Origin of the sequence: Clostridium sp. KNHs205, from assembly GCF_000702945.1 — a bacterium.
GTDB lineage: Bacteria > Bacillota > Clostridia > Lachnospirales > Lachnospiraceae > Anaerocolumna.
Genome location: NZ_JNLE01000003.1, coordinates 2,448,973 through 2,471,707, shown reverse-complemented (window position 1 = coordinate 2,471,707; position 22,735 = coordinate 2,448,973). Strand labels below are relative to the sequence as shown.

Below are 22,735 nucleotides of genomic sequence, written 5' to 3'. Positions count from 1 at the left end.
AAAATCCTGTAATTGGATTATTAATAATTTTCCAGAAATTTAAGGAATTGCATTATTAATAATTTTTCAGGAATTCAAGGAATTACTCTATTAATAATTTTTCAGAAATTCAAGGATTGCGTTGCTTACGAGCTCATGATGGGTAAGATGTATAAAATGACCTCCATCTGCAATCTCTATGTATTTGGAGTCTCTGACTTTTGAATGAATAAGCCTGGATTCCTCCGTCTCTACTACCGTGTCTACCGCACCTACGATTACTAAAGTAGGTACCGTTATCTGTTCCAGCACCTCTCTGGTGGTCATTCTTACTTTCATTAATTCCAGATATTTTAGTAACACGGGGCTATTGGTGGATTGGCTGTGCTTATATAAATCAAAATAGTAATCAATATTTTGAATTACATCAGAAGACCTGGCATTTCGTTTGACGGCTTCAAAATCTTTCGTTACAGCTTCCGTAAAAGAGAATACCTGAGCTACTCCTTCGAACTTGGTAGCGGTAATGCTTCCGATAAGGGTCAAAGTCTTAACCCGCTCGGGATATTCCAGTGCAATGTTTTGTGCTATGATTCCACCGTAAGAGCCTCCCACTACATGTAACTGCTGATGGACCTCCAATTTATCAAGGACTTTTATAAGGATCTCACTGATACCTTTAAAGGAAAGATCCTCTGTTCCGTCACTTCTTCCATGGCCTGGCAGGTTGATTCCTATGACCTGATATTTGGAGGATAATTCTATAAATTGATAGGAACTGATCACTGTAGTTACTGCCAGACCCGGAATAATCAAAATCGGCTCACCTTTCCCCTTAATGCTTACCTCAATTTTAGTGTTATCCTCAACCTCTACCAGAAAGCTTTCCAGATCAATAGGTAGTTTGATATCCTTTGTTTTTTCTTTGACTAAATCTGAGAACCGGAGTTCTTTGACTTCTTCGTTTTCAGCCAGCTTCTTCACTTTGATTTCTGCTGATTCAGATGTTGGTTTCTTACCGGCTGTATCTTCCGATTCAGCTATTGGCTTCCTATCGGCTGTATCTTCTGATTCAGCTATTGGTTTCCAACCTGTTGTATCTTCCGATTCAGCTTTTGGCTTCCTACCGGCTGTATCTTCTGATTCAGCTATTGGTTTCCTATCGGCTGTATCTTCTGATTCAGCTATTGGTTTCCAACTGGCTGTATCTTCTGATTCAGCTATCGGCTTCCTACCGGCTGTATCTTCCGATTCAGCTATTGGTTTCCAACTGGTTGTATCTTCTGATTCAGCTATCGGCTTCCTACCGGCTGTATCTTCCGATTCAGCTATCGGCTTCCTACCGGTTGTATCTTCTGATTCAGCTATTGTTTTCCAACCGGCTGTATCTTCTGATTCAGCTATTAGCTTCCTATCGGTCATATCTTCTGATTGGAGCTTTAACTTTCTGGGAGGCATATCTTCAGATTCACCTCTTAGCTTACTACCGGACATATCTTTAGTTTCAACCGTTGATTTCCTGCTGGCAGGATCTTCTGAATCAATTATTTGAATTCTGGCAGTTGCTGCTTCTGTTTCTGACTTATTAATATCTTCCCTAAACATAGATTTGACTTTCTGGGAATAATGAAGAAGTAAATACTCTGAGAGCTCCTCTAAGTTCGCATTATCTAAGAATAAAGTAGCCGGTAAATCATCAAAACTGGCTTCTAAAGCTGCCAGAAGCTGAAACCCTAAGATGGAATCGATACCAAATTCTTCGAAACTTAGCTGGGCTTCTATACTGTTTTTATTACATTTAAGAATTTCAGCGATTGTCTCCTGTAAAAAATAAATCAGTTTACTTTTAACAATCTCCCGGTTCACTACTTTGACAGATTCAGTATTGCCTGAAGCAGTGTTCTTCCATATATTCTCCTGTAACTCATTGTTCTGAACGTCATTACTCTGTTCATCATTGTTTTGTCTGCCATCACTATGTATGTCATCACTTTGTCTGCCACTGTTTTGCCTTTCATCACTTTGCATGCCATCACTTTGCATGCCATCGCTTTGCCTGCCGTTACTTAGCGTGCCATCACTTTGCCTGCCGTTGCTTTGTCCGCCGTTGCTTGCATAAAACAATTGATGGACTCTGTCCTGTTTATATTGCATGAAATAAGCAACAAGTTCCTCAATATTATCGTTATCCAGAAACAGGGTTGTAGGGATATCACCAAAACTCTCTTCTAAATCCCCATATATCTGAAAACCTAAAATAGAGTCGATACCATACTCCTGGAAGCTTGTATGGTTTTCTATACTTTTCTTCTCACATTTCAGATTATTTGCTATAATTCCTGTAAGATAATCACGGATGAACTCTTTTACAGCTAGTATATCCTCCTTATTCGGATACTCCTCTGCTATCTGCTTACTATGTACAGAAATTTCTGTTCCTGCTACAGTACCGTTAGAATTTCTAATTTCTCCTTGGAAAATCTGATTGGCAGCAGCATCTGAATTAGCTTTACCAGATGTTATTCCCATCTGCTTTAGAACTTTGTTTTCGGCTTTGAGAATAAAGACTTGACTCTCATTGGCATTCAGTACCCGCTCAACAATTTCCATACCTTCTCTGGGTTCTATTGCCTGTATACCGGTTTTCCTCATTTTTTCCCTGAATTCTTCCTGCTCACCGGAACCAATTCCCCAATACCCCCAGTTAAATATTTTTACCGGACAGGATAACTTATCCTGTATATAGCTGGCGAAATTATCCTTAAAATTCAATCCGCTTACGTAATTGCTCTGTCCTGGCATTCCTATCTGTGAGGAGGTCGAAGAAAAGAAAGCCATAAAATCCAAAGCCTCCTTTTGAAATACGGAGTATAATGCTACACTTCCATATACCTTTGGCTCAAGGGCTGCTTTAAAATCTTCTTCCGTCATCTTATATATCATCTTATCCGCTGATACCATTGCAGAATGAAAAACGCCGTTAATCTTATTCCCCCAGGCAGCTTTCACTTCTTTGATTGCTGCCTCCAGGCTCTCTTTATTTGTGATATCTGCCTGATAATAATGAACAGTTCCGCCAAGTGACTCAATTTCTTTGATTGTATTTATCCTGCTCTCGTTTAAACCGCTTCTGCCGACTAGAAACAACCTTGCTTTTACGGCTTTTGAAAGATACCGGCTTAGTATAAGGCCAATTCCCCCTGCTCCGCCAAGAATAACGTAAACACCCTTTTCCTTTAATACACTTTGTTTTACCAGTGGTATCTGAAGTGGCTCTATCCTACGTTCATAACGTTCGCCCTCCCGAAAAACTACAGTTTCACCGTTGGGATTATAAGCCTCTGAAAATACAGGTCTTAATACCGTATCAAGATTATCCATATCGGTTAGTAAATCAACATCCATTGTTGTAATTCTATATTTGGTATATTCTTTCGCCAATGATTTGACAAATCCGTGAATACTGGAGGCAGCAGGTAAAATGACAGGACTGTTATTAACAGGGTAGATATTATTGGTAAGAATTTTTAAGTCCACTGTTTTTTTACCGGCTTTACTGCTTTCCAGGGCTTTTATTAATCGAAAGAGGCTGATTACTCCTTTTTCCTGGGCATCACGTACTGCATCCAGATCATCTTCTTTTAGAGGTTTCAGCTGAATTCCTCCCAAAAAGTATATTAGCTTTCTATCCTTTAATTTTTTTACTGTCTCACCTAAAGCATCCGGTGCAGCATACTTTACTTCCCAGTAATCCTCTGATATGCTGGTATTATTTTTTCCTAATAATACTCGTATTGCTTTCCCGTGCTTTTCGGCTATTCTGTCCGCAACATATGCTCCCTCTTTGGAATAGATTATCACCGCAGTCTCCTGAGAAGATAAAATCTCATTGCTTATTTCCTTTTGTGAATCCGTGAGTATGGGTGAATTTCTCCATACCGGCTGGTAATAGATATCTGGTAATTTACTGCGGATTTCCTTTAACACATACTTGTGGAATCTGGCACAGATTTCACCGGTTTCACTCATCAGTGAAACCTCATAGCTGTTATTACCGGCGGCTCTGGCATAGGTATACATAACAGGTTTTAAAGGTTTTAGTAATTCAAATCTCTCTACTGCAAAGGGTAGATTTATCTTTCCCTCTGCCCCTGCAATACAGCTGATTGTTTGTAAGGCACTGTCCAATAAAGCAGGATGAAGAGTATAGGTTTTTAAATCAGGACCACTGTTATCGGGTATATGAATAATGCCAAGCACCTCCCGGTCATTCATATAAACTTCTTTGATACCCTTAAAATAAGTCCCATAGCTGATTCCGTCATGTTCATATTGTTTATAAAGCTCCTCTCCCTTTATTATCCGAGAGCATCTTTGCTTTATATCTTCCAGGGATATACTCTGTCCACTTGCTGACTTCTCTGCTTTTTTATGTAATTCACCCCTGGCATAGACAAGAGCATTGGAACCATTAGCAGCTTCTTTGATCTCAAAATATAATATCTCCTCTTCCTTTTTTAAAGAAATAACAAGCTTGGCAGAAGATTTATTCATTATTAGAGGACTTAACCAGAAGAGCTTGCAAATCTCGATTTCCTTACTGTTAAAAATAATCCTTGCTGCCTGGTAGGCCATTTCCATATATCCAACACCCGGAAATATATTCTGCCCGTTGATGATATGATCTTTAACAATTGTTTCCTGGAGCTTTAATTCTTTACTAAATACTATTTCTCCATCAAAACTCATAAGATACTCTGTTTTATCAATTAAGGCAGCTATTTCTTTGTTCTTTACAGTTTTAGAACTTGCCGGTAACCAATAGCTTTCCTTTGTAAAAGGATAGGTAGGTAAGGAGATTCTCTGAACGGTATCCGGATTATGAAGCAGTTTCCAGTTAATTTCATAGCCTGTGATCCATAGCTTTGCCAGCTGAGTTAATTTTCCTTTGCTTATCCACTGCTCTACCATTGCAGCGGCATCTTCATCCCCGCCTAACAGCTCATAACTTTCCCGTGCCTTTTTAATATTGCCGGATAACAGGTGCTTTGACTTTTCTCCGTTTACATATTGTTTTAAGGAGTTTCGTAATTCCTCCAGGTTATTTACAACAAAAGCCAGCCTTTCATTCATTTCCTCCCTGCCTGACTGAAGGGTAAATGCAATATTTTCAAGGCTATACTTCTTACCGGGGCAGGGCTCTGGATTTCCTTTGAGGGATTTCTCAAGGTCTGCCACAGCTACCTGATCTAAGGAAAAGAGAATGTTATCGTTGCCGTAAGTATGTAGAGCCTTTAATAAATTCATGGCATATTCTTTTAAATTTTCATCACTTCTTGCGGATAAAACAATAAGCTGGGACTCCTCTGCTGCCTCCGGGAATTCTTCCCTATTATATTCCTCCAGTACAATATGTGCATTGGCACCCCCAAATCCAAAGGAGCTAACACCTCCACGGCGGGGTATTCTGTTTCCCTGCAGGTCTTCTAAGGGAAGCCAGTCTTTGGTTTCTGAGACGATATAAAATGGACTGTTCTCAAAATTTATATAAGGATTAAGTTTATGAAAGTTAATACTTGCCGGTATGGTATGATTACGCATAGCCAGGATGACTTTAATAATTCCGGCAATTCCTGCTGCCGGTTCCAGATGACCGATATTCGTTTTTACTGATCCCAGGCCGCACTTGGGTTCACTTATGGTCCTCCGGTTATCTATACTTAACGCTTTAAAGGCTTTCTTTAAGCCTTCTATTTCCACCGGGTCTCCAAGTTCCGTTCCGGTTCCATGGGCTTCAATATAAGTAACAGAAGCAGGATCGATTCCGGCATCCCGGTAAGCAGCCATTAAGACTTCCGCCTGGGAATCAGAATTAGGCGCAGTTAAGGAGTTCGCCCTTCCCCCATGATTTTGGGCACTGCCCTTAATCACTGCATAAATGTTATCACGGTCCTTTATTGCCTGCTTTAAGGGCTTTAGCAGTATGACACCGATACCTTCCCCTCTTACATAGCCGTTGGCACTTTCATCAAAGGTTTTACAATGGTTATCGGGAGATAAGACCCCTAGTTTACTGGCACTTAAAAAGGTTTTAGGAGAAAGCATCAAACTAACACCACCGGCTACGGCCATTTCACTTTCTCCCCTTTGTATGGACTTAACCGCATGATGGATTGCAACAAGGCTGCCGGAGCAGGCAGTATCAATAGCTTCACTGGGTCCTTTAAAATTCATGTAATAGGATATCCTGTTAGCTAAAACCGCATGAGAATTACCGGTTACAATCTGAGGTTTCATTTCATCCGATTCCTGCAGCAATTCCTGATAATCATTGAATTGAACACCAATATAAACACCGACAGATTTTCCGGATAATTCAGAGGCTTTATAACCCGCATCTTCGGTTACTTTCCATACCGTCTGCAGAAGCAGGCGCTGCTGTGGATCCATAAGCTCTGCTTCCATTGGTGAAATATTGAAAAAAGCTGCATCGAACTTATCAACCTCCTTAATAAAACCACCGCATTTGGATGTTGATTTGTTTTTTGCCAGTCGGTCCTCACTGTAGTACTCTTTCCAATCCCATCGGTCAGGGGGAATCTCTGTGATCAGATCCCTGCCCTCCTTTAGATTGTCCCAGAATTCGTTTAAGTCTTTTGAACCGGGAAATAATCCTTCAGCGCCTATGATTGCAACAGGTTCATAGGGAATCTGCTCTTGATTGCCGGTAACATAATTATTATCAGGCTCCTGAAAATGATGTTTCAGAGGTACCAAATACCGTTTATGGCTAAGAGCTCCTTTTTCATTTGTTACTGTTATACTTGTCTCATTTTCAGTATGGAGCTTTTTCACGATATCTTTTTTTAAGATTACCGGTGCACTTTTTTCTTTTCTATTTGTTTCTGTTAAATTTGTTTCTGTATTGTTTGTTTCTCCCTTGTTTGTTTTTTCTCTTCTTGTTTCTTCTCCGTTTGTTTCTTCTCCGTTTGTTTCTTCTCCGTTTGTTTTTTCTCTGCTTGTTTTTTCTCTGCTTGTTTCTTCTCTGTTTATTCCTTCTCTGTTTGTTCCTTCTCTGTTTGTTCCTTCTCTGATAGTTTCAATTCCGTTTTTTACTTTTTTCCATCCTTCATTCATTCCTGCCCGTTCATAATACTTAGCTACTACATTGAAAAAATCATTTCGTAAATAATCCGCCAGGCCTTTGATGGTACTGGCAGAAAATAATATGGCTGGTGACAATTCAAGGTTATATTTCTCTCCTAGCTTTTTAACCAATATCTTTAAGGAAATTGAATCAAAACCATAATCCCCAAAGTTAAGATTACTCTCAATATCCTTTACATTAACCTTTAATATCTCTGCTGCAATGGCTCTTATATCAGCTTCCAGATAAGTATCCAGCCTCTCGCCTTTTCTATTCTTTGGCTCTGTGGGGATTATTATTGGTTCATGGTTTTGTTCTGGCAGCTTTTGTGCATTCAGGTTTTCTTTTAGGTGAATATCCTTACTAAGCCCTAAGATTTTGTCAACTTTCTCGGAGTTCCCAAAGAATACAATTGCCTGTCCCCTGTTCAGCGCCAGTATTTCGTTAAATGCCCTGATACCGTCAGAGTCCTTTAGATAACTTAACCCCGAAGTTTGAAGATATAGACTTTCTGCGTCTTTGTCCTGATGCATCCCGCCATTTTCCCATAAGGGCCAGTTTATGGTTATGGTTTTTCCTGACCGTAAGCCGTTTTCCTTTAAGGACTGTCTAAGCTCCTTATAGCAGTCAAGGAACCGATTCCCTATGGAATAATCACATTGTCCAAAATCTCCGATAATTGATGAGGTGGAGGAAAAAAGAATAAAATATTCCAGTGGTTCATTTTTTGTCAGTTCATCCAGTACAATGGTTCCACGCATCTTCACCTGTATAATTGCATTAAATTCCTCATACCCTTTTTGGGAAATCAGCTTATCACTTACCAAACCTGCGGCATGAATTACACCACTCAGTACGCCAAACTTCTTCTTTGCTTCCTTGATTACCTTTTGCATCTGTGTTTTGCTGGTGACATCTGCTTTTTGATATAAGACCTGGCTTCCTGTTTTTTTAAGTTCTTCCAGCATAGCCTTTTTCTTATCATCTAAATCGGAACGTCCGACCAGTACCAGATTGGCCTTGTATTCTTCTACTAAATATCTGGCAAATAACATCCCCAGCTTTCCAGCTCCCCCTGTGATTAAAAAAGCCGAGCCTGAGCTTATGTCCGCCTTTTCAGAGGAAGGAGCCGTTGATTTTTTATAGGTTTTTATGTACCTCTTGCCCTTCTTATAAAAAACTTCCGGCTCAGAATATGAATAAGACAATTCATCACTTATAATATTATTTAATTTCTGTATATCACTGATATGTATCGTTGAGAATTCTAATTCCGGCATAAGAAAACCGGTGGATTTTCCAAAATTGGCTATAATCTCATGAAAAGGATTCATGAATCTTTCATCCTTATGGGTAAATACAAGAATTTTAGATAAGTGCTTCATTCCTGACGGTACTATGCTTTTAAGAACCTGAAACAGATTCTCTACCTCTTCCGACATCCAGGAGGTTTCGATATCTAAAACAGAGGACTCTCCATCGATAAGCTTTTGTATGACAGTCTGATCCACGCCACTGGAATCTAATGGCCAGAAATAAAGGATATTCTTTATTTTAAGGCCACTCTCTTTTATATTGTTCAGAAGTTTTATATAATCCTCCTGGTTGTGTGGATTAACTTCATACTCCTGTCCGCTAAGGCTCTGAAACCTGTCTCCTTTGTATACAGTGACGATATGGTCTCTATCTGCTATATTACTGTCGATACTTACCCGGAGTTCCTTCACCCCAAAGATTAAAATAGCCTCCATTCCTGCTGTTTTGTTATTCTCAAGACTTTTCCCAGGCGTTGTCTCACTCCATTGCTCTTCATAGTAATTCAGCATATGTCCGGCAGAAGAGTTATTATTATCCTCTGCTCTGTGAACACTGCTTAATGGTCTATCTTCTTTTCTGCTGCTTCCTGACATATCACCCCTCCTGTATATTAATCTTTACTCCTGCAATTTTTATAAACACACTCTGATATACCTGTAAAATGGCTCAGGATAACGCTCCCTGAACCATTTACCTAGTATCCTATGATATTGTAATTGGATATTCTAACAGCAACCTCACCTTCTTTATTAAGAAAGCTAACACTAAATTTCCAGGATTCTTCCTCTCCCTCAGCTTCATACTCGGATAAAACCATCCGAACAAAACAAGCAGCTGAAAATGTCTGGAATATTTCAAGCCTCTCAAATCCGCTTAGATAATAATGACTAAATTTTCTATCCTGTATCAAAAAAAGGCCTATTTGAAAAGCGGCCTCAAGAAAGAATGTATTTATTACCAAATCCGGCAGCAGGAAGGATACGTTATCTCTCATAGATATTTCTGCGAAGGCTGTATTCTTTTCAGATGATATGGATAAGCTATTGATTACCTGAAAATTAGTTCCATAATACAATTTGAACTCACCATATAAGAAAGTGTACAATTCTTCTTTTAATACCACAAGCGGACACTCATTTCTAAGAATGCTAAAATCATCTATATCCCGCATATCCATATAAAACTTAACTGAATCAGTTTTATTAACTATGCCGCTTTTATTAACGTTAACAGTATCGGTTTTAACATGCATAACAATACCAGTTTTATCAACTATAGCAGTATCGGTTTTATCAAACATTGCAATATCGGTTTCATCATGAATTGCAATATTGACTTTATCACGCATTGCAATATCGGTTTCATCATGAATTGCAATATTGACTTTATCACGCATTGCAATATCGGTTTCATCATGTATTGCAATATTGACTTTACTAAGCATAGCAGCAGATACTGCGGAGGCTGCCACTTCTGTTTCAAAAGTCAGCTGTGCCTGGGCACAGATAAACTCTTCTTCCTCATTAACTGCCACGATTTCTGCCTGGCAGTGATCCCCCACCGGATATACCTTAGTGTTTAGCAAATATTCCGTTCCATTAAATATATCACTTCCTGCAAAGTGTACATTATCCATAGCTATAACCCTGTTTTCACCTGAAATCTCACCTGCTTTTCGCAGTATTTCAAGGAAGTTTGCGTAAGGATAATAGCTTCTGCCGTCTGATAGGCAGTCTTTCTTAAACAGATTCTCCATACCTATTTCTGTACGGAACTTCTGCTCCTTAAAACTTGATATATTCTCATCAATTAGCGGATGTAATCTGACCATTTCCGGTTTCATAAGCTTCGTTTCATTTGCCTGTACCCAATAACTATTCCTTGCAAAAGGATAAACCGGCAGGGGAATCTTAAAATGCTCCTCTTCTCGATACAGTCTGCTCCAGATCAGCGCTTCCCGGTTTTGATAAGCCAGGGAAAAACTTTGGAGAATTTCTTTAAAGCGTTGGGCTGAAAGGTCTATACTGCCCAGTTCCTCATACAACCTGCTATGGTTTCTGAGTTTATGTAAATTTCCTGTATCCAAAATCTCCGTACTGCCTGGTTCGCCTTTTACAAGATAATGATTGATTGTTTGCTCTAATTCTGACTGTTCCCTTACCACAAAGGCTATCCTCTTATGAAAATGTTTTCGCCGGTTTCCAAGGGAATAACATATATCCCCCAGACTGTAGGTACCGTTATGTTTCTTTGACCACACTAAAAAATCCTTCAGCCGCTGACTTAGTTCCTCCGTAGTTTTCCCTGAGAAGGCGGCCAGATAGTAAGGTAGTTTCGTGTCTGTCTCCCTGTTCTTACCTGTATTCCGGGTTTCAAGGTATTCTTCTATTACCAGATGTGCATTAGTACCTCCAAATCCAAAGGAACTGACTCCCGCTCTTAAAGGCCCTTCCTCATTGCTCCAATCCTTTAGCCTGGTATTCACATAAAAGGGACTGTTCTCTAACTCCAAATGTTCATTTTCCTTGTTAAAGTTAAGAGAGGGAGGAATTTTTTTATTATTTAGTGCCAGCACCACTTTTAGAAAGCTTGCAATTCCTGCCGCCAAGGAGGAATGCCCAATGTTAGTCTTTACGGATCCCAAAGCGCAAAACTGCTTCTTATCCGTATATTCCTGAAAAGAATTTTTTAAGGCTTCCACCTCTATGGGATCGCCTAACTTTGTACCTGTTCCATGGGTTTCCAGATATGTAATTGTTTCCGGATTGATATTGCCTTTCTTATATACCTCCAGTTCCAGGGCTGTTTGGGACAGAGAACTTGGAGCTGTTATTCCATTGGTTTTGCCATCCTGGTTTATGCCGGAGCTTCTGATTACACCATAGATATAATCTCCATCTTTTACTGCCTGTGCTAAGTTTTTTAAGACAACAGCTCCGACACCTTCACCGTTAACAATTCCATTGGCATCATTGTCAAAGGATTTACACTGCCCTTCAGGAGACAGCATTCCTGCATTGCTTGTAAAGATGTAATAGTGGGGCGTGCTGCAAATCCACACACCCCCTGCTATTGCCATAACATTTTCCTCCAGAATTATACTTTGGCAGGCCAGATGCAACGCAACCAGAGAGGAGGAGCAGGCAGTATCTATGGCCATTGCCGGTCCTTTTAGATTCAGCAGGTAAGATATTCTGGATGCCAATACAGAGCCGGTATTTCCCCAAAAGGCCTGGGCAGTGATATCTGCCTTTCCTTCGCTAATGTTATTCAGATAATCTCTTGGCGCGGCCCCCACATACACCCCGCAGGAAAGACCGGAGGCCAGCTCATTTGCATAACCTGCATCCTCCAGGGACTTCCAGCATTCTTCCAGAAATAATCTTTGCTGTGGGTCCATTACTTCTGCCTCCATACCGGATATATTGAAAAAAGCCGGATCAAACTTATCGATGTCACTTAAGAATCCTCCCCAGCGGGAATTGGTCTTATCTAATTTATCAACATCCGGGTCATAGTACTCATCAATATTCCATCTTTCCCTTGGAACTTCCGTCACGGAACTTTTCCCGTCCCTTAGATTGCTCCAATACTCCTCCAGGTTTACTGCACCCGGAAAACGTCCTGATATACCAATCACTGCAACCCCTTTGGCTTCTGATAAAGTTTCCCTGGAAGGAGCTCCTGCATTGGTTTTAATTTCTTCAATATTTCTCCTGGCTTCTGCTGGTGTTATCTTATTGTCCTTTACCATTTGCAGAATATCTTTAATCCTTCTTGTTACATCAGCTTGCTCCATATTGTTTTCTCCTTCTTCACCTTATCGATACCCCTTTTGACCAAGCCTTATGCCGGATTTTCAGCACCTATTCCAGAAATCATCTCCATTACCTCCTCAACATTCAAAACACCTTTTGCTAAAAGCTCCAATGGATCAGCTTCTGAAACCCTTCTGTTATCGAAAGTGTCAGGTATTAAAGTCAGGGCTGCTTCCCTTTCCAGGTTATATTCCCTGCACAAATATTCACTTAAAGCCTGAATATTACTGTAGTCAAATAAAACAGTGTTTTTAAGGACTATACCAAAAGCTTCATTTATATTTTTCAAAAGAGACACGCCGGTAATGGAATCTACACCATATTCAGAGAACTGCATGGTAAAATCAATATCCTCCCGGTTTACTTTCAAAGTCTCCGTAATGCAATCTATGAGTTTTTCCGTAACGGTTTGATGTACATCAATGTCTTCCCGGTTATCTGTGTTCCATGCAGGATTACTTTGAATTTGCTTTTCGGTCCCATGCCCGAGTTCTGTTTCTATATAACCTGCCAAGTCATCTACATTACTGTAGTCAAATAAAATAGTGGTTTTCAGAGTAAGCTTGAACTCTGTATTAATACGTTCTATTAATTCCATTCCTGTTATGGAATCAACTCCATAATCGGAAAAGGAGGTACTGTTATCAACTTCTCCTGCTTCCACCTTTAACACCTCTGCGATACATTGTATAATACGTGACCTTAAATGATTTAGCAGGTCGTTGTTACTCAGCCCTCTGTCAGAGTCTCCATTACAGGATACTCCCAGCTGGGTACCGGCAATTGCCTGCAGCTCCTTCCCAGCACCTTTATTTTCAAATAACAGGGAGGGCACTTGTTCTGCTTCATGTTCTGAGACTGCACCAGGATTTGTGTTATCAATAATGTCTGTCTGTTTCAGAAGAAATGGTTTGGCTTTTAATACAACGACCTGGCTCGCTTGATCTGACAGGATTCTTTCAATTGCTTCCATCCCTTCCTCCGGTTGAATGGATAGCATACCTTTTGAAGCCATTATTCTATTATGCTCCTCAGAGGAAGCAACTCCAACGCTGCCCCAGTATCCCCAATTGATAAGCTTCACAGGAAGGTTCACTGACTTCCTTAAATAAAGGGCAAAAGAGTCCTTAAATCCGCAGGCAGCCGCATAATTGGCCTGTCCACCATTACCGACAAAGCTTTGGATAGAGGAAAAGAACATGAAAAAATCCAGCTTCTCCTCCTTTACTGCTTCATATAAGATGATACTTCCTCTTACCTTAGGCTCCAGGGAATCGATGAGATCCCTTTCGGACATATTGCGAATTGCACTGTCTTTCATGACAATAGCAGAATGAACCACTCCATTGATTCTGCCAAATTCCCGTTTAACCTCCAGGACAGCTGCTTTCATACTGTTTAAATCAGTGGCATCAGCTTTCACATATAGTATCTTTGCGCCTGAAGCTTTCATAGATGAGATTTTCTCAAATTTATCTGCACCCAGATCCGAGCGCCCCACCAACGCTGCTTTAGCCCCTATCTTAAGGGTCAGATAACGGCAGAATTCCAGGCCAATACCTCCTGCGCCACCCAGTATCAGATATACACCGTCTTTTCTAAAGGAAGTACTTTTACTTATACTTAAACCGGTTGGTATTATCCTGTGAAGATATCTTTGCCTGTTCCTGATTACTACCTCTTCCCCGTTTTTACCGGCGGGTTCCTCTGCTATTAAGCGGGTAAGTATTTCTTTATCATTTTCCCAATCCTTAAGATCAATATCAATGCAGGTAGTTTTCCAGTACTGATATTCTTTGGCCATGGATTTTGCAAAGCCTAATATACTGCCGGCACAAGGGATTATGTCCTCGTCATCTATGGCATGGACATTATTTGTGATTATCTTGATATGGAGCTTTTGATTGTCCAACCCTTTCTCAACGAAAGCTTTAATCAGGCGGAACAAAGAGATAACACCCATTTCCTGTGTTATTTCCAAGCTTTCCGGATTATTAAAAGCAGTGTCCTGAGAGGTTATTCCTCCCAGAAAATAAACATGCTCCAAGGAATCTATTCTTGCCAGACAATCGCCTATACCCTTTTCATCGGAAACATTTATTTCCCAGGAATTCCTACCTATTCTTCTGTTTTCTGTCCCCAGAAGAATTACATAGACTTCAGCCTTACAGTAATAGTCAATTAACTGCCGGCTCATTTCAGCATAATTTATTGGTACAAGAATTAATACCTTCCTATCTTCCAGGCTGTTTCCACTACTCTCTTTCTTATCTGGCAGCGGTACCGATTTCCAGGTTGGCAGATAAAAACAATCTTCGATGGAGGCAGTGCTGTCCTCTGGTATTGCTCCATTGAAAGAAGTAGATATATGAGAACTTTTTTCTTTAACCCTTACATTTTGCGCTGAAGTTATTTTATCAGCTGCTTTCCACACTCTTCGCTTTTCAAAGGGATAGGTCGGTAAAGGTATCCGCTTTAATTGTTTACCGCCATAAAGCAGCTTCCAGTCAATTTTTGCACCAGCTACCCAGAGACTTGCCAATTTCATGAATTCACCCTTCTGTATAAGTTCATTTATTGTGGCTGTGTCTGAATCTCTTTCATTTACCCCAGCTTTCCCTTTGCTTTTTTTTGATAAATTATGGTATAAACCATCTATTTCGTCCTTCTCCTGAAGATAGTCCGTGAGTTTATGAATTAGTTCCTTCCAGTCTGAAAATACAATCGCAAGCCTTTCGTCCATCTCTTCCCTCCCGGCCTGTAGTGTATATGCAAAGTCAGTAAGGGACCGGTTATTAAATGCTTCGTAATTATTTTCAGTTTCTCTCCTAAGAAAAGACAGCATTTTCCGGGCATAGGCAGATAACCGTTCTTTGTTTCTGGCTGATAAAATAAAGATATGGGGGCTGTCCGTTCTGTCCTTTTCCCTGACCATCCCTTCATAGGCTTCCAGAGCAATATGTGCGTTCACACCGCCAAAGCCAAAGGAACTAACTCCTGCTCGTCTTGGCAGTTCAGTACCGTGATTATCCGTTAAAGCCTTCCATTCCTTTGTTTTTTCTACAATATAGAAAGGGCTGTCTGCCAGTTGGATATACGGGTTTTGCACACTAAAATTTGCCATTCCTGGAATCGTCTTATATTGAAAGGCCAGTAATACTTTTAGAACACTGGCAATACCTGCTGCTGTTTCCAGATGTCCTATATTGGTCTTTACCGAACCAATCCCGCAGTAGGCTTGCTTTCCGGGAGCTGTAAGGTCCTTCTTTCCCGCTTCTTTGAATGCCTTTATTAATCCGTTCACTTCCACGGGATCTCCAAGCTGGGTGCCGGTTCCATGGGCTTCTATGTAGCTGACGGTCTCCGGTTCAAACCCTGCCTTATCAAAAGCTTTCATTATAACCTCTGCCTGAGCCTTGGTATTAGGGGCTGTCAGGGAAGCCGCACGTCCGCCATGGTTGATTGCTGTACCTTTAATTAAAGCATAAATATTATCCCCATCCTTAAGGGCTTTGCTCAAAGGCTTTAACAGAATTGCCCCGGTTCCTTCTCCGCGCACATAGCCGTTGGCTTTTTCATCAAAGGTCTTGCAGCGACCGTCCGGTGAGAGCATGCCGGCTTTGCTGAAGGAGATATGCAGGGTAGGGCTTGCTATTACATTTACACCGCCTGCGATTGCCATATCGCAATCACCGCAATAGATGGATTCTACTCCTCTGTGAATTGCCACCAGGGAAGAAGAACACGCGGTATCAATGGGCTCGCTGGGTCCATGGAGATTTAACAAGAAGGATATCCGGTTCGTTAAAATACAGTGAGAATTACCGGTGGAGGTCAGAGCTTCTATTTCACTGTCCTTTAATACATCCCTGTAATCCGTGGTGGAAACTCCCACAAATAAGCCGGTATTTGAGCCCGCTAAATCAGAGGGCTTATACCCCGCATCTTCAATGGTTTCCCATACTGTCTGCATAAAGATTCTTTGCTGGGGATCCATAAGCTCCGCTTCCATAGGTGAAATACCGAAAAACAAGGGGTCAAATTTATCAATTTCATTCATAAATCCACCCCATTTTGAAATATTATCCGGCAGGTCCTCCATCTTCCAACGGTCAGAAGGTATTTCCGTTACCAAATCCCTTGCTTCTTCTAAGTTTCTCCAGAATGAGAGCATATCCTCCGATTGAGGCATAATGCCTCCCATTCCTATGATGGCTATAGGTTCTCTTTTTCCTGGCAGTGTATTGGGAAAGTCCTCTTCTACGGAAGCAGCACTGACCAGATTAGCCGGCGTTATCTGTTCAGCTTCTTCTTTCCCATGGACTGCCGCTATGCTGTCATAATGCTCCTTGTACAAGTAATCCGAAAGCGCACCTAAAGTCCCGTATTCAAAGAAAATACTGGGGTTTATCTGAATGGAATACAATTTATTGATTTTATTTGCCAGTTCCGTAAAGGTCAGGGAATGAAAACCATACTCATTCATGTCTTTTTCCAGAAAAATATCTTTTTCTTTAATTCGTAAAATTTCCTTTACCGCATTTTTTACATCCCGGTGGATATCTTCCAGGATACCGGTCTTATGAAAGGTATTCAAAGTGTTAGCTGGTATATTACTTTGCGTATTACTCTGGGCATGATTTTGGTCATGATTCTGGTCATGACTCTGGGCAAAACTCTGGGCATTTTCCTGGGCATTTTCCTGGGTGCGATTCTGGGCTTTATTCTGTCCATAAATTGGCTTATAATTCGCATTTGCAGCTGTATCCTTTATTCCTAAAAGCTTACGCAGCTTTTGTGCATTCCCCTGAAACACCACCAGCTGATCTTCACCAGCTCTCAAAGTATCTTTAAGTGACTGAATTCCATTGGTGGTCTCAAGGGTTGCAATTCCCATACTGGCAAATAAATCTTCCGTAGCCTTACCTACCTGTAATCCACCTTCTTTCCATAAAGGCCAGTTAACTGACAGGGTATTTCCATACCGCAGGCCCTGTTTACCAAGTCCATTACGCAGCTGAGAAAAATAATCCATAAAACAATTACCATACGCATAATCTGCCTGTCCCAGATTACCGGTAACTGCCGCAGTGGAAGAGAATAGAATTATAAAGTCCAGGGGTTCGTCCTTTGTTAAGAGGTCCAGATTAATAGTCCCCTGAACTTTTGGTATGATTACCTGTTCCATATCGTCTTTTCCTTTGTCTCTCAGATAGGCATCTCTGGTCATACCGGCACAATGAATAATCCCATTGATCCTGCCAAACCTTTCTTTTACGGCTTCTATGATTGCAGCCGTATCGTTAAGGACTGACACATCCCCCTGAACAAATAATACTTCACTGCCCAAAGCCTCCAATTCTTTTATAACTGTGACTTTTTCTGCATCCAGCGGACTTCTGCTGGTTAAACACAGCTTTGCCTGGTAAGCTTCCGCCAAAAAGCGTGCAAGTATCAGCCCAAGTTTGCCAAAACCGCCGGAAATCAGATATATTCCTTTGGTTTTAAAATATTCTTTCTGTATACTATTGTCTTTCTGCATTCTATTATCTTCTATAAAATACTCCTGTATCGTCCTGACAAACCTTCCTTCAGTAGTATGTAATATTTCTACATCCTCCTTTGCTGCAGCCAGTAATTCTAAAAGTATCAGATTGCTTACCTCCTCTAAAGAAAAGGCAGCATTAAACTGTATGGATTTACTGCTATATTTTGCATTCTCTAATCTCAGGGATTTTGCAAAACCGCCAAAGGCTGCACTAAAGGGTGAAAATACCTTTCCATCACCTTGAAACATATAGTTCAGTTTGATTCTTTCATCAGGTACCAGATTCTCTAAGGCCTGGTACAGATACAAAAGCGGATAGATTGTATACTCCGGGTCCTGAATTAAAATTGATTCAAATTCATAGTCCGGCTCTTTTGACCATAGATAAACGATATTTCCAGGAAAAGGTTCCTTCTCCTTTAAGCTTTGAATAAGTCTTACATAATCCTCTTTGTGAGCCGGAGCAATGGTAAATTCATTACCAGCTTCCACATAATCCGCCCCGGGTTTAACCAGAATAATGTTATATTTACCTTCTGATTTCTTACGCAAATAGTCTGATAAACTACTATCTGTATCAAAAATCAAAAGATCCTTTCCTAATGCCTCCGGGTGGTTTTCAGGCAGACAGAGATCACTTTTTTCCCAGATATACTTATAGTAATGAACCTTATCAGCTGCAGCTTGGATTTCATTTGCTTTAGCTCCGATGGTCCATAGGGAAAAATCCTTTACTTTAACTAATACTTTCCCTTCTTCATCCAGGATAAATACCTCATAACTATCGGATTCCTGCAATCCATTCTTTTTCCGGCCGGTATATCTTGCATAGGAAAAGCAGTTTTCTGTCAATTCTCCCAGTATCTCAACTTCGCCGATATAATAAGGTAATGTTACGCCACCATTCCTGGCTTTTGCACTTACCATTCCTATTACAGCCTCTAAGGCTCCATCCATTATAGTCGGATGCAACAGATATTCATGAAAGTTCTCTTTTAAATGCTCCGGTAACTGTATAGAGGCCAGTACTTCATTTTCATTAAAATACAATTTCTGTATTGACTGAAAACTTTTTCCAAGCTTTAAACCTCCTTTTATAAACAGCTGGTAACACTCCAGTCCGGTTATGAGACTGGGACACCTTGATCTTATTGTGTCTAAATCCAGATATTCCTTTACGCCTTCCTGGCTTAAGGCTGCATATTCAATCTGACCTCTGCCATGTAATATTTCCTGTTCATTCTGCTCATGGCTTATTACTTCATATTCCATAACATTACTGTCCGTTTTAACCGGAAGCAAAATAAGCTTTATGTTTTGGAAGGAATCTTTTACTTTTAAAGCATTTAACCAGTAATTATTTGTTATTTTCATAACCTTTCTGCTACGAAAGATGCTGCCGGCTGCCCTTGCTATTTCCAGATAGGCTACAGCAGGCAGGACCTTCTCATTCTGTACAATATGGTCCTTTAGAAAAAATTCCGTGCCCTGGAAGGATTTCTCATAGGCAGCTTCTTCCGTTTCTGAAAGTTTTCTGTCTATCATAGGGTGAAGAAACGCTGTGGAATTTTTTTCTGCATATAATTCTGCATCCTCCTCAACCCAATACCGGTCTCCGAAAAAAGGATACGTGGGCAGATGTATTAATTGAAACTTATGACCTGTATATATTGACTCACAGCCGGTTACTTTGTTCTGTACATATAACCTTGCCAGTTCTGTCAGATATTCTTTATATTCAGCACTTACGCTGTCTTTCAGTTTCTCAAAAATCTTATGAATGAGGACTTTTGTATTTGCATCGGCTTTTACAGGTTTTGAATTGTTGGCTTCCATAAAATAGTCTGCTGTCTGACCCGTTACTACCAACTCCTTAAGCCTGTCTTTTAATTCTGAACAACTATCTACTACAAATGCTCCTCTGATGTTAAAATGGCTTCTGCCAACCTGTAAAGTATAGGCAATATCCCCAATACTACTGTTGTTCTCAGGTTTCTCCAACCAGCTCAACAAGTCTACTATTTTACGGTCATAAGACTCACGGGTTTTAGCGGATAAGGTAATTAAATAATAAGGATACTCCTGGGTTACCTCATTTTCATTCTCCCCTTTAAATTCCTGCAATACAATATGTGCATTGGTTCCGCTAAAACCAAAGGCACTGACAGCCGCTAATCTTGGGTTATCCTTAGGTACTCTCCAGTCAACAGTTTTATGATTGACATAAAAAGGAGTTTCCTTTAAGGATAGGTGCGTATTTGGCTCCTGAAAATGAAGTGTGGCAGGTATCTTTTTATGTTTCATTGCCAGAAGGACTTTTATAATACTGGTAACACCGGCGGCTGTTGTTGTATGTCCAATATTGGATTTTACAGAACCGATGATGCAGAATTGCTTTTCGGAGGTATACTTTTCAAAAACACTGGTCAGGGCTTTTACCTCAATTGGGTCCCCTAATTTGGTACCTGTCCCGTGAGTTTCAATATAACTAATCTCTCTTGGATTGATGTCCGCTCTTTCGTAGACCTCTGTTTCCAATCTTATCTGTGACTGCATACTGGGAGCTGTTATTCCATTGGTTTTTCCATCCTGGTTTATACCGGAGCTTTTAATTACTCCGTATATGGAATGGCCTTCTTCCAGTGCAATTTTCAAGGGTTTTAGTATGATAGCCCCTACCCCTTCACTAATGATGGTCCCATCGGCAGAATTGTCAAAGGCTCTGCATTTACCCGCTTTTGACAGCATCTCTACTTTACTGGTGGCTATATGCAAGTCCGGCGTGACCATTAATCTGACTCCACCTACAACGGCCATGTCGCTTTCTCTATTCCTAATACTCTGGCAGGCAAGGTGGAGTGCCGACAGGGAACTTGAACACGCCGTATCCACCGTGATACAGGGACCGATCAGATTTAAAAAGTAGGATATTCTGGAGGCCAGTATGGACACAGCCATTCCGGTAAAAGCTTCCCCACTGTTTTCAGCGTTATTTCTGGTTAGTGCCTTTACATAATCCCCTTGAGAGGCTCCGACGAATACGCCGCATTTCTTATCCGACAAGCTTCTGTCTGAGCAGCCTGCATCCTCCAGGGCTTTCCACACTTCCTCCAGAAAAAGCCTCTGCTGGGGATCCATATAAACTGCCTCAACAGGGGATATATTAAAAAATAATGGATCAAATTTATCAATACCCTTTATAAACCCTCCCACTTTACTATAGGATTTACCTGGTGCTTTGGGATCCGGGTCATAGTATTCTTCCCAATTCCAGCGTTCTTTTGGTATGGTAATAATGCTATCCTTCTCCTGCTCCAGATTACTCCAGAACTCATCCACATTCTCTGCTCCCGGAAAACGTCCGGATATCCCTATAACAGCAATGTCCTCTTCTTTATAATGATATAACCAGTTCCCGTTCTCCTCCTTGCCCGTTAATCTAAGTCCTGGTACATCCACGCTACCCTTTTCTTGCTTTATAGAAAAGTTGTCTGCTACATTTGAATATTTAGAATTTATACTTGCAGGATTAATCCCAGTGGAGTTCCCAGAAGTAAAATTAATATCCGCAGTATTCCAGGTATTATTAATATCAGTTAAGCTCTTATCTGCAGCGTTCATTACCATAAATTTATTACCTGTTGAAATGGCATTCTGAATATGATCTGTAGAGATTAGCTGTATAGGAGCAGGTTTTTGAACCTCGGCGTTATTATATCCGGACTTAGTATTGTCCCGCACATCAAATTCTTGATTATTTCCGTGTCCGATAGTAGCAGGGAGTGTATTACCTTGCTTAATATCACTGAGTTTAATTTTATCAGGTTTAATAATCTCCTGTTTATAGATGATGTCCTGTTCCTGTTTAATATCTACTTGCTTAATGCCTTCTTTTCTAATATCTTCAAGTTTTATATCTTCTCGTTTATAATCTCCTTGTTTAATACTATCCCGTATAGTGCTATCCCGACTAATACTATCACCTATAATATTATTAAGCTTACCTTCGTCATTTTTTAAATTATTGGCTTTACTATAATTCCTATCTGTACTGGCAAGACTAATTTTTTCATTTTCAGTATTATTCTTAGTTTCACGAATGCTGATTTTATTTCCCGTTTGAAATCCGTCAGGTTGATTATATTCCGGATTAATTGCCTTAAGGGTTCTGGCAGTTCTGTTTTTCTCCTGTACCACATAATCAGCAAGCTTGGAGATGGTGGAATAATCATAGATTATAACTGCATCAAGATTCAGACCGAAACTTTTATTTACCTCTCTGATAATTTCAATTCCATTGATGGAATCAACACCAAGTTCTTTAAAACTTACTTCGTATCGAAGTTCTTCTTTGGGAAGATGCAGATTGGAAGAAATAATATCAGATAGGATTAAATATACCTCTTCTTCCTCAATACCGGGTTCTGCAGAATCAATATCACCTGTGTATTCTTCTCTGGCAGATTCTTTATCGGGGGTATTCACACCTGTCTGGGTTAAAGTGATATGGTTCTTATTTAGTTCTTTTAAGACTAATTCACTTAGTTTCTTTACATTGGCATGGTCATAAATCACTACGGCATCAAGATTTAAACCATAAAACCTGTTTACATCACGGATTATTTCAATCCCGTTTATAGAATCCACACCAAGGTCCTTAAAGCTCATTTCATAGGCTAACTCATCCTCTGACATATGCAGATTACCGGCTACTATTTTAATAATTTCATCCAATATATCCTCTGCCTGATGAGCCTTGCCGCCGGCTTCCTCCAGGATGTGAACATGACTTTCCTTTAGGGCTGCCTCAGCTGCTACACTTTGAGGGGCAGCCGACAGCAAAGAAAGAGCCTTCTCTTTTGTTATCTCATGGTTAAATAACATTTGATATATTTCTTTTTCCGTATAATTATTCCCAGACATCTA

3 protein-coding genes are annotated in these 22,735 nt (G+C 40.3%); all 3 read right to left on the bottom strand.

Annotation, left to right across the window (positions count from 1 at the left end):
- Positions 1-90: 90 nt before the first annotated feature.
- The gene (locus tag BR73_RS0110430; protein WP_033165472.1) at positions 91-9,036 is read right to left on the bottom strand and encodes an SDR family NAD(P)-dependent oxidoreductase; all 8,946 of its coding nucleotides are present in this window, start codon (positions 9,034-9,036) and stop codon (positions 91-93) included.
- A gap of 101 nt (positions 9,037-9,137) precedes the next feature.
- Positions 9,138-12,242, bottom strand: coding sequence for a beta-ketoacyl synthase N-terminal-like domain-containing protein (locus BR73_RS27335; protein ID WP_051685119.1), 3,105 nt, complete (start codon positions 12,240-12,242; stop codon positions 9,138-9,140).
- A 47-nt stretch (positions 12,243-12,289) separates the two neighbouring features.
- Positions 12,290-22,732: an SDR family NAD(P)-dependent oxidoreductase gene (locus BR73_RS0110420; protein WP_033165471.1), complete on the bottom strand. Its 10,443-nt coding sequence runs from the start codon at positions 22,730-22,732 to the stop codon at positions 12,290-12,292.
- Positions 22,733-22,735 lie beyond the last annotated feature (3 nt).